Origin of the sequence: Pseudovibrio sp. Alg231-02 (assembly GCF_900143565.1) — a bacterium.
Lineage (GTDB): Bacteria > Pseudomonadota > Alphaproteobacteria > Rhizobiales > Stappiaceae > Pseudovibrio.
Genome location: NZ_FREX01000001.1, coordinates 475,489 through 491,632, shown reverse-complemented (window position 1 = coordinate 491,632; position 16,144 = coordinate 475,489). Strand labels below are relative to the sequence as shown.

The window sequence follows — 16,144 nt, the reverse complement described above, 5'->3', positions numbered from 1 at the left end:
GGAGCGCAAATTGAATATTCTAGTTGGCCTCGTGATCGTTATTGGATCCATAATTGGTGGTTATGTTGCAATGGGTGGCTATATGAAGGTGCTATGGCAACCTTTTGAGCTGCTGATTGTTGGGGGAGCCGCCTTCGGTACCTTCGTGGTGGCGAATACGTTTAAGACGATTAAGGATACCGGGCGCGGTATTCATGAAGCTTTGGTGAATGCAAAGCCCAAAAAGCGTGACCATCTGGATACGCTTAGTGTGCTCTACGGTCTTATGAGAACCCTTCGTGCAAAGGGGCGTAATGATGTTGAGCAGATCATTGATAATCCTGATGATTCTGAGTTGTTTCAGCGTTTCCCGCGGGTTCTCGCGAACATATCCCTGACAAGTTTTATCTGTGATTACTTTCGTCTCATTATCATCGGTAATGTTCGTCCTCATGAAATTGAATCCTTGATGGATGAAGAGTTGCACACCCTTGGTCGTGAAGAGATGAAGCCGTATCAAGCGCTTAGTATTGTTGCTGAGACTTTGCCTGCTCTCGGTATTGTGGCTGCTGTGCTTGGTATCGTGAAGGCGATGGGGGCTATTGATCAGGAGCCGGAAATTCTTGGTAGTCTGATTGGTGCTGCGCTCGTTGGTACATTCCTTGGTATCTTTTTATCCTACGGAATTGTTAGCCCGGTCGCAGTGAAGATTAAATCCATTCGTGAGCAGCGTTATCGGCTCTATATTGAGGTGAAGCAGACATTGCTTGCGTTTATGAATGGTGCAGCGCCTCAGATTGCGTTGGAGCACGGTCGTAAAACCATCGGTGCAGACGATCGTCCTACAATTGATGAAGTTGAGGCGGAAACTATGAATGCTGGTCCGGTGGTGTCTGCTGCAGCTGGGAGTGAAGCCTGATGGAGCCTCAAGAGCTGGAAATGAGTGATGAGGTGATCAGCGCTCAGAATGCGAAGGTGGATTTGCCTTCTCGTTTGTTGGATGCTGCGGGCCTGGGTGTTGATCGTCTTCCGATGCTTCATGTGGTCTTTGATCGCATGGCGCGCCAGTACATCGATACACTTCGGCAGATGGCGGCAACTGCACCTTACTTAGCAGTTCAATCGGTTTCTAATGAGCGTATTGGTGATGCTCTTGAGCAATATGAGGATCGCGCAGTTGTTGCGGTTCTTCATGCTCAGGAGTGGGATGCGCGCATTTTGCTCGGGTTTGATCGAACCTTCATCTTTTCCATGGTTGAGGTTCTGCTTGGTGGAGATGGTGAAGAAGAAGCGTTTCTTGAAGATCGCGCTCTGACCAATGTCGAGCAGCGGCTTGCCTATAGGATGTTCCAGGAGGCGGCTACAGCGCTCGAGACGGCGTTTGAGGCGATTGCTGATACCTCGTTGAAGGTTGAGCGTCTCGAAAACCGTATGGAATTCGCGCAAACGGGTCGGAAGAGTAATCCGTGCGTACTTGCCAAAATGACTGCTGAAATCATCGGTCGTGAAGGTGAGATCTTCATCATTATCCCTCAGTCGGTTCTGAACCCGTTGCGCGAAAATCTGACACAGGTGTTGTCTGGTGAGGTTGCCGGTCGCGATACCCGTTGGACTAAACAGTTCCAGCAGGAAGTTCAGCGTACCGAAGTCAAGCTTACGGCAATTCTTGAAGAGCAGCGCATGACTCTTGAAGAGGTTGCGCAGTTCGAAGTTGGTCTTGTTCTTGAGTTGAATGCTACTCCAAAAACTGCCGTTCAGCTCGAATGTAACAGTCAGCCATTGTTTAACTGTCGCCTGGGTCAGGTTGCAGGGTCTTACACAGTACGCGTTGAAGAGTTGATCGAGCAGGAAGGGGAACTTCTCGATGATATCTTATCTAATTGACGGATTTTTACTTTTTGCTCTTTTGGTTACGACATGGCGCGTTGTGATCATGTACCGACAGCTAAAGCGGCTCTCCGGCTATCATGAAGAGTATCAAAGGATTTTTGACCAGACCTCGGAAGCAATGGACAACATTGGTTTGTCCTTGCAGGAAATCCGGGTTCGCGGTGAGGAGATCCTGAGTAATCTTGGTCAGCGGATTGATGAGGCTCGTGAAGCTACGGTCGATATCTCTGGTGTGATCCTGCAGGCGCAAACAGAAATGAAAGCGCTCCAGGAGCATATCGAGTGGTTGAGCAAGAAAAGCGATGAAGTCGGCATCAGTATGAATGACGCGCCGCCGAGGCCTGGTGGAGATCGCGGGCGACGTTCCGGTCGTGCTGCAAAGCCTGCTGCAACCAAGGCAAAGCAAAAGCCCGTTACGAGTGCAGCGTCCAATACCGCCGCGTTGTTGCTGGCTGGTGGAATGGGTAAGCCTGCACCGGCAGGTAACCAAGAAAATACTGCTGTATCTGCAATAGATAACCAGAATGTCAGAGTTAGAAAAGTTTCTTTCGGCCAGAGCGCCACATTCAGATCTGTAAATGTAAAGGACGACGAAAGTCCTGAGAAGGAGAATGATCCGCAATGAGCAGCTCAAATGAAATGAGTGATGAAGCCCTCGCGTTGCAATGGGAAGCTGCTGCTTCTGAAGCCGAGATGGATATGGATATGGGTGCGCCTTCTGCTGCAGCCCAGCCAGCTGCTTCAGCGCCTGAAAAGGGTATGAGCGACGAGAACGTTGACCGTAATCTGGATGCAGTTCTAGGTATTCCGGTTGATATGCAGGTTGTTCTTGGATCTGCGACCATGCCTGTGGCCAGTTTGCTTAAGCTTGGTCGTGGTGCGGTTATACCTCTGGATCACCGCGTTGGTGAGCCTGTCGACATCGTCGTAAATGGCCGCACTGTAGCGCGTGGCGAAATCGTGGTTGTTGAAGACGATAACTCGCGGTTTGGTGTGTCGCTGACTGAGATTGTAGGCGCAAAAGGCAGCTACAACTAGCCGCACAAGAGCTGTGCTTGATTTTATATGTGTATCCGAGGCGCGTAGAGAATGAACAGTGTTGTTCCAGCTGAAATGGGAAGCGTCATTTCCAGAAAAAATGGCCATCAGAAGGCAGCAGCTTTGCTGTTGGCTATGGGAAGTGACAAGGCAACCCGTGTTCTGAAGCATTTCGATAATGACGAAATGCGGATGATCATTCGGGCAGCTGCAGATCTGGGCACAGTTCCTGCTAGTGAACTCGATGAGCTGATTGAAGAGTTCATCGAGCTTTTCTCAGGTGGTGTAAACCTGTTCGGTACAGCCGAAGGGGCCGAGAGTCTTCTGAAAGGTATTCTTCCAGAAGATCAGGTCGCCGAAATTATGTCGGACGTGATGGGCTACTCCAAGCGTTCGATCTGGGACAAGGTCTCACAAATCTCGGAGCATGTTCTTTCTACATATTTGCAGAAAGAACATCCGCAAACTGCAGCAGTGATCTTGTCAAAGATTTCTGCAAGTGGTGCAGCGCGTGTGATTTCCCAGATCCCGCGTAGAAAACGTAATCAGATCGTCCGTCGTATGTTGACACTCAAGCCTATCGTTGAGGACGTTATGGAGGAAGTGCAGAAGACACTGCATGAAGACTTCATGGTGAACTTTGCAAGAACTGTGGGTACAGATTCCCATGTTCGTATGGCTGATATTCTCAACAAAATGGAACGTGACGATCTTGAAGATACGCTGGGTAATCTGCGTGAAGCTCTGCCAAAATCTGCAGAGCAGCTCGATGCCTTGCTCTTCACCTTTGATGATATCCAGAACCTGGATCTTCGCACCAGAACTGCAATCTTTGATGATGTTACCAGTGAAGTTATCACTGCAGCTCTTAAAGGAACGAATCCAGAGTTCCGTCAGTCGATCCTCGCAAGTATGGCGTCTCGTGCCCGTAGGATCGTTGAGAACGATCTGGCTTCCGGTGAACCTATGACGCAACGTGAAGTGATGGATGCGCGTAGGGCGATTACTGATCTTGCCCTTGAAAAGGCAAATTCAGGTGAGATCGACCTTGAGATTGGGCGTGGTGAAGAAGTCTACGTCTAACGCTTCCCGATGACTTTTTAAGTTTGTCAAACCATCTTGAGAAGCGGCAGGTTTCATGTCTGAAGACCAGGATCCCGACAGTAAAACCCAGGAACCCACGGAGAAGAAGGTTCGTGATGCCTTGGAGAAAGGGAATATCCCAGTCTCCAAGGAAGCGTCTGTGCTTGCTTCAATGCTAGCGCTTCTTCTTGTGCTTTCCTTCATCGCTGTCGATAAGGCGCAGGGCCTGGTGTATTTTCTGAAGTGGTTTTTGGATAATCCGGGTGAAATACAGTTTGTCAGTGCTGCGGAGCCTTTGCAGTTGATGTCTGCTGTGGCTTTTCAGCTTGTCTGGTTTCTTGGCCCTATCGTTTCTGTCTTGATTTTCTTTGGCTTGGCTTCCTCTTTCATGCAAAATACGCCACGTTTGGTGTTGGACCGAATTGAACCGAAGCTCAGCAAGATTTCCTTGAAAAAGGGACTGGGCAGGCTTTTTAGCGTCAATGGCGCCATGGAGTTTGTGAAGTCTCTCTTCAAACTGGTAACTGTGATCGTCGTTGCCGCGCTTGTATTGAAATCGCAGCAAGCGGTTGCGTTGACAGCGATGTACAGCGACCCAAGTCAAGTGCCTCAGCTTATTTTGTCTGTTGCAATGACTTTGCTTTCCGGTATCTGCGTCGCAACCATCTTCCTTGTTGGTTTTGATTTGGTTCTGGCGCGTTTCCAGTGGCGCAAGAATTTGCGCATGTCTCACCAGGAGCTGAAGGACGAATTTAAGCAGGCAGAGGGCGATCCGCTTATCAAGGCGCGCTTACGCTCTCTTGCTCGTGACAGGGCTCGCAAGCGCATGATGTCATCTGTTCAGGATGCGACTGTTGTTGTTGCGAACCCCACCCACTTTGCCGTTGCGCTGTATTATGAGCGTGAGGGCGAACAAGCGCCGCGTGTTGTTGCAAAAGGGCAGGACCTGATTGCACTGAAAATCAAAGAACTGGCCTATATTCATGATGTTCCAGTTGTAGAAGATCGACAACTCGCGCGTTCACTTTATGCCGCCGTAGAGATAGATCAGAGTATTCCAGAGGAATATTATCGAGCGGTAGCAGAAATTATTTCATATGTTTATTTAAAGCGCTAAAGACTTTGTCGAAGCGCGTTTCTGCCTTAAGAGGGTATTTTGTCTACAAAGACCGCATTGAAGAAAAACGACCTGCCTGCAAAATCTGAAGATGTTTTGCGCGAGGCATTGATTGCAAACGCTATGAAGCCCATCGCAGCCGAGTTACGGTTATGCGATCTGTCTTCTTTAGCTCGTCATATTCTCTCTAACGAAACTGCTAATCTTACAGATTTGCTGGAATCTTCGTCGGAACTTTATTTTAGGCCTGACACACTCACCTATGCTGGCACGTCGTCAATCGATTTGAACTGGAATGGCGATGTTACAGTTTGCTTGCATATGAAGTTTGTAAATGACGGTGTGAGTGTCATGTTTCATTTGTTTTTGCTTGCATTAAACTCGGCAGTTGATGTCAAGTTCATCGCATTTGAGCACCCTTCTGAAGACCCGCAGGAAAATACAAAGAAGCTGGAAACTGCGCTCGCGGACGCATCTGTTAATTCTTAAGCAATATATTAATTATTTATTTACCTAAAATTTTAAGATAAAAAGATATACTTGACTAACCAAGTATATCTTTTTTGCTTTTTCCGGAAATATTGATTCCGCCAGCTACGGACAAGATTGCACTGCTATCCACTTTTAGCAGTTTTTGTAGCGGAGTGGATTTTTTGGAGCCCGTATATCTTTTTAGTTTGGTTTCGCGGCAAAATTCTTGGTTGTCAGTGCGGCAATCAACAATTTCCGAAAATATTGCGAACGTTGATACTCCTGGTTTTGCAAGTAAGGATGTCGAGCCTTTTAAGGACATTCTGGATAAAACCAGTATTCAGATGGCTGCTACCCAGTCAGGTCATATCAGCGAAGATGGAACGAATGCCCGTCGTGTGCGGGTGAATGACGGTGAGGCGTGGCAAGTTACCGTCTCAGATAATTCCGTTTCCCTAGAGCAAGAGTTGATTAAGTCAGGTGAGGTCGCTCGTCAGCACTCACTCAATACTCAGCTTGTTGGGTCCTTCTATGGCTTGATGAAGAGCAGCTTAGGAAGATAAAGATTATGATTGATCCACTTGTCGCTTCATTAAAGATTTCCTCCTCAGGTCTGAGAGTTCAGTCACAGCGTATGCGCGTTGTCTCTGAGAACCTGGCCAACGTTCAGTCGACAGGCGACACTCCTGGGGCAAATCCTTATCAGCGTAAAACGATTACCTTCAAAAGTGAGGTTGATCGCGCGCTTGGTGCCAATCTCGTTGAGGTTAAGGATATCGGTACGGATAAAGGTGATTACCGTATTGAATTTGATCCGTCGCATCCAGCGGCAGATGAGAATGGCGACGTAAAATATCCAAACGTAAACACTCTGATTGAGTTGGCGGACATGCGAGAAGCTTCGCGTTCTTATGAAGCTGGTCTGCAGATGATGGTCAAATCCAGAGAAATGATTACCCGTACAATCGATTTGTTGAGGAGTAGGTGATGGCGGATCTTTCGGCGTTGAGTTCAGTGTCGCGTGTTTCAACGTTTACCAGTGGGGTAAATGATGTTTCGTCTACTGCTCGTACTCGTCAGTACTTGGTAGGCGGAGCGCAGAATGCGCAGGCGACCCAAGAGGTTCAGGGCAGCTTTGCTGATACTATGGCTGATGTGGTTCGTGAAACTGCAGGCGATTTGAAAACGGCTGAAGCGACATCTGTTGCGGCAGTTCGTGGCGAAGTTTCGGCTCAAAAAGTGGTCGAGGCTGTGATGAAGGCAGAGCTTTCCTTGAAGAGCGCAGTAGCTGTGCGTGACAAGGTTGTTGAGGCCTATCAAGAATTCTCTCGTATGAGTATTTAATTGTTTGAGAAAAGGTTTTTCCTATGAAGGCTCTTGCTATCGCTGCGACGGGTATGTCTGCTCAGCAGAAAAATCTCGAAGTTATTTCCAATAACATCGCGAACATGAATACGACTGCCTTTAAGGCATCTCGCGCTGAGTTCTCCGATCTGCTTTATCAAACTGATCGTGCAGCTGGCGTGTCCAATCGTGGTGGTGCTGCACCTGTTCCTGAAGGAATTCAGCAAGGTCTTGGTGTGAAAACCGCAGCGGTTCGTAAGTTGCATTCTCAAGGTGCGCTGCAGCAAACCAACAACGCATTTGATCTGGCGATCGATGGTCAGGGTTGGTTTGAAATTATCGGCCCTGAAGGTGAGGCGCTGTTTACACGGTCCGGAGCATTCAACGTAAACGGTGAGGGTGCTCTTGTAACTCTTGATGGTTATGAGGTTCAGCCTGGTATCACTGTTCCGCTTGAAGCTGTTAAAGTTACTGTCAATGAAAGTGGCGAGGTGTTTGCTACTTATGCCGACGGGAACCCGGCCACAAGTATCGGTCAGTTGAACCTGACCAATTTTGTAAACGATGCTGGCCTGAAGGCGATCGGTGGCAATCTTTTCCGCGAAACTATTGCATCTGGCGCGCCTAATACTGGTATCGCTGGCGAAGGTTCGCTTGGAGTTATTCGTCAAGGGTATCTTGAAGGTGCCAACGTCGATCCCGTTAAAGAGATCACAAGCTTGATCAGCGCGCAGCGTGGGTATGAGATGAATTCCAAAGTGATTCAGGCAGCAGATGATATGGCTGGAACTGTGTCCAAGGGTATTCGCTAAGGACGCGGTGATGAGTGCTTCCAAGCGCCTGCATAGCCTGGCATTGCTAGTGTGTTGCGTGCCGTTGTTCTTAACAGCGGCATCAGCGGCAGGCCGACGCGAAGTTGTAAAGCTTCCAGTGCCGGCCATGATGATTTATCCGGGTGATAAGATCGAAGAAGGTATGCTTCGTGAACACGGATTCTTCAAGAAGTCGGTTGCGCAGCTTTCGATTGTAGGTCGAATGCAAGATGTAGTTGGGCTGGAAGCGCGCCGTACCCTTTTTCCAGGAAAACCAATTCCAAAAAACGCGGTTCAAGATCCTGTTGTAGTGCAACGCGGTTCTTCTGTCCTGTTGGTTTTTAAAGAAGAAGGCTTGGAAATCCGCGCCATTGTTGAGGCGCAGGAATCTGGGGCAATTGGTGCAAATATCAGGGCTAAGAACCCTGATACAGGTTTAAGTGTTTTAGGCAAAGTGCAAGAAAACGGATCTTTGCTGGCTGAAGGGGAATAACACCGTGCGTTCTGTAAGCCGTTCTCTGGGGGCAATTTATCTTGCTTTTCTTGCTTTGTTTTTATCGTTTGACAGTGCGTCTGCACTCGTCCGTATCAAGGATATAGCTGATCTGCGCGGCATGCGTTCTAATCAGCTTGTCGGCTATGGTATTGTGATTGGTCTGAATGGATCTGGCGATACCATGAGGAATTCTCCGTTCACTGAGCAGTCTTTGCAATCCATGCTTGAGCGCATGGGAGTGAACGTTCGAGAGTCTAACTTAAGATCAAGAAATGTAGCGGCGGTTGTTGTGACTGCCGAGTTGCCTCCCTTTATTGGGAATGGTGCCCGTATTGATGTTTCTGTCGGATCACTTGGCGATGCAGCATCGTTACAGGGGGGAACGCTTCTTGTGACACCATTGATGGGGGCTGATGGCAACGTCTATGCGGTTGCTCAGGGTTCCGTTTCTGTATCCGGCTTTGCGGCCACGGGTGATGCTGGTAGTTTGACACAAGGTGTTCCAACTGCCGGAAGTGTTTCAAATGGCGCGCTAATTGAGAAAACGCTACCTGATTATTTCTCTTCGCTACCACAGCTGGTGCTGGAACTTAAAAATCCAGACTTTAAGACCGCTGTACGAGTGACGGATGCAATCAATGCATTTTCACTAAACCGCTATGGTTTGAAGCTTGCGAGTGAGCTTGATTATAGATCCGTTCAGGTTCAACGCCCTGCAGGTATCAGCTCAGTCCGTTTCATTTCTCAGATCGAAGGCCTGATGGTTCAGCCGGATACGCCAGCAAGAGTGGTTGTGGATGAGCGTACTGGAACTGTCGTTATCGGTCAGAATGTGCGGATTTCAACGGTTGCTGTGACGCACGGCAATCTGACAGTTCGTGTTTCTGAGCGGCCTGAAGTCTCACAGCCATCACCGTTCGCTCAGCAAGGCGAAACGACTGTTGTACCGCGCACGGATATTGATGTGGTTCAGGAAGATGGTCAGTTGCAGTTGATTGGTGGAACTGATTTGCAAACTCTGGTCAGAGGATTGAACCGTATTGGTCTGAAGCCAAGTGGAATCATTGCAATCCTTCAGGCGATTAAGCAGGCAGGGGCTCTCCAGGCAACTCTCGTGGTCAAATAAGACTGCACGGCAATTGGATAAGCCACGGGCAAGCTTGTGGCTTCACTGTACCGCTAAACCTATTGGAACTGAGTTGTAATGCCTCTCTTAAAGCTCTCTAAGAAGAAATTCTTTCCCCTTAAGTGTGCAGCGGTATCTCTCGGTTTGTGCATGTCGCTTGTAAGCGCAAGTGCCCAGACGAACGAAGCCGAGACAGAAGAACTGAGTGCCGCAATTGAGCAGGCCAAGAACTACTGCGAAGCGATTGCTGATCAGGCAAAAGACGCTCGGATTGCTTGGCAAATGCGTGCTCTGTTTGATGTTGAGCATCAGATGAAAGCCAAGATTACGGAACTCGACACTAAGATTGCTGAGTTGCGCATGTGGGTGAAACGTCGTGATGAAATCCTGCAGAGAGCTGAAGGGCATGTCGTTAACATCTATGCCAACATGCGTCCGGATGCAGCGGCGCTGCAGTTAACGTCTCTGGATGATGAAACAGCAGTTTCAATTCTTCTTCAGATGAAGGCGCGGAAAGCCAGCTCGGTGCTTGCTGAGTTGGCCTCAGAGCGCGCAGCGTATCTTACTGATCTGATGGCAGAACTTACAGCTCGAAAGGCCGCCAAGCAAAGTATGGGAGTTTCACAGTGAAGCGCACTTTGGTATGCATTCTCGCCGCAATTACGCTCACTGGCTGTAATGCTATGAAAAACGTTGGCAAGGAGCCGCATCTAACCCCGCTGGGGCAAGGGCTTCAGCCAAATGTTGCAAACTTGCCGGCAACCCCAGCGAAAAGTGGCGGCCGTTCAAATCGCGCTTATCACGGGCTTTGGGCTGACGGTGAACAGGATTTCTTCCGCGATCCCCGAGCAAAGCAAATTGGCGATGTTCTTACCGTTGCGATCAAAATCAACGATAAGGCCAAGCTGGACAACTCCAGCGAGAGAAAACGTGACTCCTCCCGGTCTACCGGATTGAAAGGTGCGTTCTCCTGGGCTGGTGTTGATTCAGGAGAAGCCGACGCAAGCATTTCTGGGACTGGTGCGACCAGCAGTAAAGGTGAGGGCGCTATTGACCGCAGTGAAGAGATCAAACTTTCCATTGCAGCAGTCGTGACCAAAGTGCTCGCCAACGGCAACCTGATCATCTCCGGGCAACAAGAAGTTCGTGTGAACTATGAGGTTCGCGTTCTATCGGTTGCTGGCATCGTGCGTCCTGAAGACATCACAGGTCGAAATACCATTGAGTATGACAAGATCGCTGAAGCGCGTGTTTCCTACGGTGGCCGTGGCCGCGTGACGGAAGTGCAGCAGCCAAGCGTTGGTCAGCAAATCATTGATATCATTAGCCCGCTCTAAAGGAGGCTTCTATGGCTCTTAAACCACAGTTGCCAAAGCCACAGTTGCCAGCCTCCGAGAATTCTTGGGTCGGTGTAGCCGTCGCGGCCATTGTCGTGACGGCCGTTGCGAGTGCTGGTGGAATGGGGATCGGCTCTACGCTGGTTGATCAGGTGCACGGCAAATATTTGGAAGAGCAAAAAGCCAACAGCGGCGCTCTGATCAATCCAGAATATACAGAAAGCAGTCAGATTGTCTCATTAAAGCCAATCGTGACCAACCTGTTGTCTTCCTCTAAGAACTGGATTCGTATTGAAGCCTCAGTTGTTTTGATGCAGCGCGGTATAGAAGAGCAGGATCACTCCTTGCTGGTCAAACAGGTTGAGCAGGATCTGTTGCTCTACGCCCGGACCTTGGGGCCACGCCAGCTCGAAGGCACCCGTGGTTTGCTGCGTTTGCGTGATGATCTCAATGAACGCGCCAAGATGCGTGGTGGCAAATTTGTCAAGGAACTCGTCCTTGAATCTGTGGTGATTCAGTAATGCGTTATTTTGCGTTTCTTACGAGTTTTTTGAGTTTATTTGCGTTGTTTTGGGTCGCTCCAGCCTCCGCTCAGGATATCAACCTGAGTGACTTGCTTCCGGCGGGACAGGCATCTGCGAGTGGTCGGATTATCCAATACGTCATGATCCTGACGGTGCTCTCGTTAGCGCCAGGGATCCTGATCATGGTTACAAGCTTCACGCGCTTCGTTGTTGCTTTGTCATTCTTGCGTTCCGGTATCGGCCTTCAAACAACACCAGCCAACATTATCCTCATTTCCCTCGCCTTGTTCATGACCTTCTACGTCATGGCACCAACATTCGATACGGCGTGGAAAAATGGTCTTCAACCATTAATCAAAGAGCAAATCACAGAAGAAGTCGCCTACGAGGAAATGACAAAGCCGTTCCGACGGTTCATGTTGGATAACGTCCGCGAAAAAGATCTGGTCCTCTTCGACGATCTGGCAGTGAGTGCATTCAACTACGAGGAAGACGCGCCCATCGAAGAACTCGACCTCCGCGTTCTCATTCCGGCCTTCATGATATCAGAATTACGACGTGGTTTTGAAATCGGTTTCCTCATCGCTTTGCCCTTTGTTGTCATCGATATGATTGTCGCTACAATCACAATGTCCATGGGCATGATGATGCTCCCCCCAACAGTCATCTCACTCCCCTTCAAGGTATTATTCTTCGTCTTGATTGATGGGTGGTACCTGTTAACAGGTGGTCTGATAAGATCGTTTACCTAAACTTAACCATGAAAGCTCCGTTTCGGGGCTTTTTTCTTGCCTAAGCCAGTGAGTCAGTCTGGCGTAAGCTTTGTGAGTCATCTTTGAGTTCTGTTACAGGCTTTGACCTTCAAAGTGCATGATGCAACTCTGTAGCCCCGGGAATTTAATCCGGAATGTCCCATTTCTTTTTATTTAAGGGACAAATGTTATGTCTTCTCTTTTGACAAACTCCTCCGCAATGGTGGCTCTGACCACTCTGCGTAACATCAACACCGACCTGGCTGATACTCAGAGCCGTATTTCCACTGGTATGCGTGTGGCTGATGCTTCTGACAACGCAGCTTACTGGTCCATCGCGACAACCATGCGCTCTGACAACGAAGCCCTTGGCGCTGTTCAGGATGCTCTAGGTCTTGGTGCGGCAACTGTTGATGTAGCGTTTACTGCTATGGACCAGGCAGAAGGCGTTGCGACACAGATTAAAGCCAAGTTGCTTGCGGCAACTAAAGATGGTGTTGATCGCGGTCAGATTCAGGCAGATATCACTGCGCTGCAGGATCAGCTGAGCACTATTGCTGCATCTGCAAGCTTTAATGGTGAAAACTGGCTCAGTCAGGACACAAGCGTAGCGGATTATTCTTCAGATAAATCTTTCGTAGGTACGTTCACACGTACTGCCGATAATGAGCCTGAGTTGCAAAATATCGACATTGACATCTTGGAGATGATCCTTGTTGATGACGATACTGATGCTGCTACCAATAAAGGCCTTTTGACTGCCGATTTGTCTACTGCTTTGAATACTGCGATCACTGCTGCTGGCGGTACAGCGCTCACTGACTATACCCTCGTTGGTGGTGATGCGACATCCGTCGACTTCCTAGATATTGATATTTCTGATCTTGAAGATGGTAACACAGAGCATCAGATCATTTTGCGTGCACTGGGTAATGCTGTTGATGGTGTGTTGAAAGATATGACTGACGCGGCTGCAGAGCTCGGTTCTACTAAGGGCCGTGTAGATATGCAGATGGAGTTCGTTAAGAACCTGACGGACGCTGTTGATCGTGGTATCGGTCAGCTGGTTGATGCGGACATGAATGCTGAATCCACTCGTCTGCAGGCTCTTCAGACCCAGCAGCAGCTCGGTATTCAGGCTCTGTCTATCGCTAACTCTGGTTCCCAGAACATCCTCAGCCTGTTCCGTTAAGTCGGAAAACTCTGAGAACCTTAGAAGCTTTGAGGCCCCGGTTAATCGCCGGGGCTTTTGCTTGTAATTATGATAAAAATTTAGATAAAATTGTTATAAGTCAGGTTAAGGCAAGTTCGATAAAATATACCAGTATTTGAAATAAGCTTTCTTAAGCTTTATCTCGTGTTGGGTTGTTTTGAGTTGTGCGGTGCTTGATGTTAAGTAGTCAGTTAAATGTCTCCAGGCAAGGGGATCAGGAAGCAGGTCAGGTCGATCTTTCCGTGCTCACATCTGAGCAGAAGCTCGATGGCTTGACGTTTGCATTGCGGGGCAATGAGCGCTTCTGGAGTTCTGTTGTTGCGCTGGCGCGGGATGTGCTTTTTGAGCAAGAAGGTCAGCTTCGTCAAATTGAGTGCGGTGCGAACACGATTGTGGCAATCAACGCAACGGCTGATCGGGTGAGTAAGCGCTTGAAAGGGCAGGGCTGTGGTTTGACAGTAAATGGTCTGCCGAGTATTCAGCGCATCACCCACGCAGGTGCATATACCTGATACTGTTAGTTTTCTTTAAAAATAGCTTGTATTGCATCGGAGAAACCGTGGATTTTCGCCCAATGTAAATCCTGATCACGTTCGCGCAAGGTTGAAAAGCGAAGGTAGCGCCATTGATACACCTGCAGAGGTCGCAATGGCAGCTCGTGAAAACGCCGAAAAAATCTATGGTAATCTGGCCGAGTTAGGTGCAAAGCGCCTGATGGTGCTCGCTTTTATTGGGTTATTTACGTTTGTTGCGATTGGCGCAGCAGCATATCTCTTGTCCCGTCCGGAACAGGAAATTCTCTACGCTAATTTGGAGAGGGACGATGTCACTCAGATCGGCATGGCATTGCAGGCCAGTGGCGTTCCGTTTGATGTAAATGCGGACGGCACGTCGATTTCAGTCGGTGTTGGCGCAACGGCTCGTGCTCGTATGCTGCTGGCAGAAAAGGGTCTGCCGCGCGGATCGGGTGCAGGTTATGAGCTCTTTGATGAGATGGGTTCTCTGGGTCTGACATCCTTTATGCAGAGCGTGACCAAAGTCCGTGCGCTTGAAGGTGAGGTTGCCCGCTCAATCCAAAGTATGCAGGGCGTAAAAGCTGCTCGTGTGCATTTGGTTCTTCCGGAAAAAGCAACCTTCCGACGTGAAAATCAAAAACCAACAGCTTCTGTTCTTATTCGCACCGAGGGTGTTCAGACAAACTCGGTTGCGCAATCTATTCGTTACCTTGTTGCAGCTGCTGTTCCGGGCCTTACTGCAGAGGCGGTGACAGTTCTTGATACTGAGGGGCAGCTTCTTGCTGCTGGTGAAGATGCGCAAAGCGCGTCCACTGGCCGTAAGGCAATGTTGGAAGCTGATTTGGCGTCGCGCAAGGAAAATGCGATCCGCCAGGCGCTGGCGCCTTATCTCGGTGTAAACAACTTTGAGGTCAGTGTTTCTGCCTCTGTGAATACAGACAATCAAAGGGTTTCCGAAACCTCCTATGATCCCGAGACGCGTGTTGAGCGATCTTTCCGCGTTGTGCGCGAAAATGCGAGCGCCCAAAATGCAAGTCTGGAAAATCCAACCACTGTTGAGCAAAACCTTCCTGAGGAAGCTGTTTCATCACAATCCGGTGAGCGTTCTTCAGAGGAAAATGAACGCCGTGAAGAACTGACGAACTACGAAATTTCCTCACGCACAGTAGAAACCATCTTTGATGATTATCGTATTGATCGCATGAGTATTGCTGTGCTGGTTAATCGTGATCGTCTTGTTGAAGAATTAGCGCGTCGTGTCGAAGGGCAAAAAGGTGATGCTGTTGTTGATGGTGCTGAAGCGGATTTGACCGAAAAGGTCGAAGAGATCGAAGAAATTATCGCAACAGCAGCCGGTGTTGATGTCGCACGCGGCGATAAGGTGTCAGTTTCTGCCGTGAACTTTATGTTGGCTGGTGAGCAGCTTGCTGCAATTCCAGAGCGGACCTGGCAGGATGTGTTGATGCGCAATATGGGGTCAGTGGTCAACGCCAGTGCAATCCTTATTGTGACGCTGATGATTATCTGGTTCGGTCTGCGCCCAGCTGTCGCCTTCCTTATTCCAAAATCTGAAGAGGTTGAAGAAGGTTTGCCAGTTGGTGCCAACTCCAACGCTGTTCGTGATGGTGAGATTGAGGGCGAAGATGGCCAGTTGCCAGATTACACAAACGGGGACGGCGTGTCTGGTGAAGGCGTTGATGCGACCGTTGTAAACCGTGATAATCTTCGTAAGCTTGAGCGTGCTGTCGAGATGGATGATATGCAGGCAGCAATCATCCTGAAGCAGTGGATGTATGATCAGGAGCGTGCTGGATGACACGCGGCATCAACGACTATCTAGCAGACTTTACGACAGATACAGGCGTTACCACCAAAGACCTTCAGGATATGCAGGAAGTGATCTCCATGCTTCCGAAGGGGTATGGCGAAGGTGGTGACTGGGTTAACCGTGTCTTCGAGGCTTATGAAAATGGGTTCTCAGAAGGGGAAGAGGCTGCCAAGTCGGGTGCAGATGAGCGCGTCAAGAAGATGCGTGAAGAATTAGACGTTGAGCTGATCGAGCGAGAAAAAGCATTCAAAGAAGGGGAGGGCGAGAAGTTAAAGGAAGCTTTTCAGCAATCTCTCGTCGAAATTGAAGACAGGCTGTCTAAGGCAGTCTCCGAAATTTTGGTTCCGTTTATCGAAGAGAGCGCACGGGATCGTGCTGTAACCTCATTGGTGCAGGTCGTACGTCGACAACTCTCTGAAACGCCTGAAGTCGTGCTTGAGGTAACTGGGCCCGAACATTTATTTGATTTGTTCGGCAAAAAAACTGGCGAACTTTCAAACACAATTAAATTTTCTGAAAACTCCAGCACTGATCTCGTGGTGAAGGTGTCTGACATGGCGCTTTCCACCGGCCTATCGGAATGGTGCGAGGAGCTTCGCAGTACGCTGGGAGAGTAGTA

General features: G+C 49.1%; 21 protein-coding genes. All 21 read left to right on the top strand.

The features are described from left to right. The first annotated feature begins 10 nt into the window (after nt 1-10). Nucleotides 11-898: a flagellar motor stator protein MotA gene (gene motA, locus DHN43_RS01970; RefSeq protein WP_057466178.1), complete on the top strand. Its 888-nt coding sequence runs from the start codon at nt 11-13 to the stop codon at nt 896-898. Further along, complete coding sequence (locus DHN43_RS01965) at nt 898-1,863, top strand: flagellar motor switch protein FliM (protein ID WP_057466008.1); 966 nt, start codon at nt 898-900, stop codon at nt 1,861-1,863. Before motA ends, DHN43_RS01965 begins: the two co-directional genes overlap by 1 nt. Beyond that, nucleotides 1,844-2,494 (top strand): hypothetical protein, encoded by a 651-nt coding sequence (locus DHN43_RS01960; RefSeq protein WP_108817554.1) that lies wholly within the window; start codon nt 1,844-1,846, stop codon nt 2,492-2,494. The genes DHN43_RS01965 and DHN43_RS01960 overlap by 20 nt, the downstream gene beginning before the upstream one ends. Nucleotides 2,495-2,628: 134 nt before the next feature. Continuing rightward, nucleotides 2,629-2,907 carry a flagellar motor switch protein FliN gene (gene fliN / locus DHN43_RS01955; protein WP_244272523.1) on the top strand — a complete coding sequence of 93 codons (279 nt, stop codon included), beginning with the start codon at nt 2,629-2,631 and terminating at the stop codon, nt 2,905-2,907. A 51-nt stretch (nt 2,908-2,958) separates the two neighbouring features. Next, nucleotides 2,959-3,990, top strand: a complete 1,032-nt coding sequence (locus tag DHN43_RS01950) for a flagellar motor switch protein FliG (RefSeq protein ID WP_108817553.1) — start codon at nt 2,959-2,961, stop codon at nt 3,988-3,990. Nucleotides 3,991-4,045: 55 nt separating this feature from the next. Then, a complete protein-coding gene (gene flhB / locus DHN43_RS01945) occupies nt 4,046-5,107 on the top strand; it encodes a flagellar biosynthesis protein FlhB (protein ID WP_063288330.1) in 1,062 nt (353 codons plus the stop codon). 57 nt (nt 5,108-5,164) lie between these two features. Then, nucleotides 5,165-5,596, top strand: a complete 432-nt coding sequence (locus DHN43_RS01940) for a hypothetical protein (protein WP_108817975.1) — start codon at nt 5,165-5,167, stop codon at nt 5,594-5,596. Nucleotides 5,597-5,670: 74 nt separating this feature from the next. Further along, nucleotides 5,671-6,141, top strand: coding sequence for a flagellar basal body rod protein FlgB (gene flgB, locus DHN43_RS01935; protein WP_244271750.1), 471 nt, complete (start codon nt 5,671-5,673; stop codon nt 6,139-6,141). Nucleotides 6,142-6,149: 8 nt separating this feature from the next. Beyond that, the gene (gene flgC, locus DHN43_RS01930; protein WP_208994893.1) at nt 6,150-6,566 is read left to right on the top strand and encodes a flagellar basal body rod protein FlgC; all 417 of its coding nucleotides are present in this window, start codon (nt 6,150-6,152) and stop codon (nt 6,564-6,566) included. Then, complete coding sequence (locus DHN43_RS01925) at nt 6,566-6,922, top strand: flagellar hook-basal body complex protein FliE (protein WP_057466014.1); 357 nt, start codon at nt 6,566-6,568, stop codon at nt 6,920-6,922. The genes flgC and DHN43_RS01925 overlap by 1 nt, the downstream gene beginning before the upstream one ends. A 23-nt stretch (nt 6,923-6,945) precedes the next feature. Continuing rightward, nucleotides 6,946-7,734, top strand: coding sequence for a flagellar basal-body rod protein FlgG (gene flgG, locus DHN43_RS01920; RefSeq protein WP_057466015.1), 789 nt, complete (start codon nt 6,946-6,948; stop codon nt 7,732-7,734). 10 nt (nt 7,735-7,744) lie between these two features. Beyond that, a complete protein-coding gene (flgA, locus tag DHN43_RS01915) occupies nt 7,745-8,227 on the top strand; it encodes a flagellar basal body P-ring formation chaperone FlgA (RefSeq protein WP_208988067.1) in 483 nt (160 codons plus the stop codon). 4 nt (nt 8,228-8,231) lie between these two features. Next, on the top strand, nt 8,232-9,356 hold the full coding sequence (gene flgI, locus DHN43_RS01910; protein WP_063293153.1) for a flagellar basal body P-ring protein FlgI: 1,125 nt from the start codon (nt 8,232-8,234) through the stop codon (nt 9,354-9,356). A 150-nt stretch (nt 9,357-9,506) separates the two neighbouring features. Then, a complete protein-coding gene (locus DHN43_RS01905) occupies nt 9,507-9,986 on the top strand; it encodes a MotE family protein (protein ID WP_208994789.1) in 480 nt (159 codons plus the stop codon). Next, nucleotides 9,983-10,693 carry a flagellar basal body L-ring protein FlgH gene (flgH, locus tag DHN43_RS01900; protein ID WP_057466018.1) on the top strand — a complete coding sequence of 237 codons (711 nt, stop codon included), beginning with the start codon at nt 9,983-9,985 and terminating at the stop codon, nt 10,691-10,693. The genes DHN43_RS01905 and flgH overlap by 4 nt, the downstream gene beginning before the upstream one ends. Before the next feature lie 11 nt (nt 10,694-10,704). Continuing rightward, nucleotides 10,705-11,214, top strand: a complete 510-nt coding sequence (locus DHN43_RS01895) for a flagellar basal body-associated FliL family protein (protein WP_057466019.1) — start codon at nt 10,705-10,707, stop codon at nt 11,212-11,214. After that, nucleotides 11,214-11,969 carry a flagellar type III secretion system pore protein FliP gene (gene fliP, locus DHN43_RS01890; RefSeq protein ID WP_063303760.1) on the top strand — a complete coding sequence of 252 codons (756 nt, stop codon included), beginning with the start codon at nt 11,214-11,216 and terminating at the stop codon, nt 11,967-11,969. Before DHN43_RS01895 ends, fliP begins: the two co-directional genes overlap by 1 nt. A 190-nt stretch (nt 11,970-12,159) precedes the next feature. Further along, the gene (locus DHN43_RS01885) at nt 12,160-13,161 is read left to right on the top strand and encodes a flagellin N-terminal helical domain-containing protein (RefSeq protein ID WP_108817550.1); all 1,002 of its coding nucleotides are present in this window, start codon (nt 12,160-12,162) and stop codon (nt 13,159-13,161) included. 197 nt (nt 13,162-13,358) lie between these two features. Beyond that, nucleotides 13,359-13,694 carry a hypothetical protein gene (locus DHN43_RS01880; protein ID WP_108817549.1) on the top strand — a complete coding sequence of 112 codons (336 nt, stop codon included), beginning with the start codon at nt 13,359-13,361 and terminating at the stop codon, nt 13,692-13,694. 136 nt (nt 13,695-13,830) lie between these two features. Continuing rightward, a complete protein-coding gene (gene fliF / locus DHN43_RS01875; protein WP_108817548.1) occupies nt 13,831-15,513 on the top strand; it encodes a flagellar basal-body MS-ring/collar protein FliF in 1,683 nt (560 codons plus the stop codon). After that, entirely contained in the window at nt 15,510-16,142 is a 633-nt protein-coding gene (locus tag DHN43_RS01870) for a hypothetical protein (protein ID WP_108817547.1), read from the top strand. Before fliF ends, DHN43_RS01870 begins: the two co-directional genes overlap by 4 nt. The last annotated feature ends 2 nt before the right edge of the window (nt 16,143-16,144 follow it).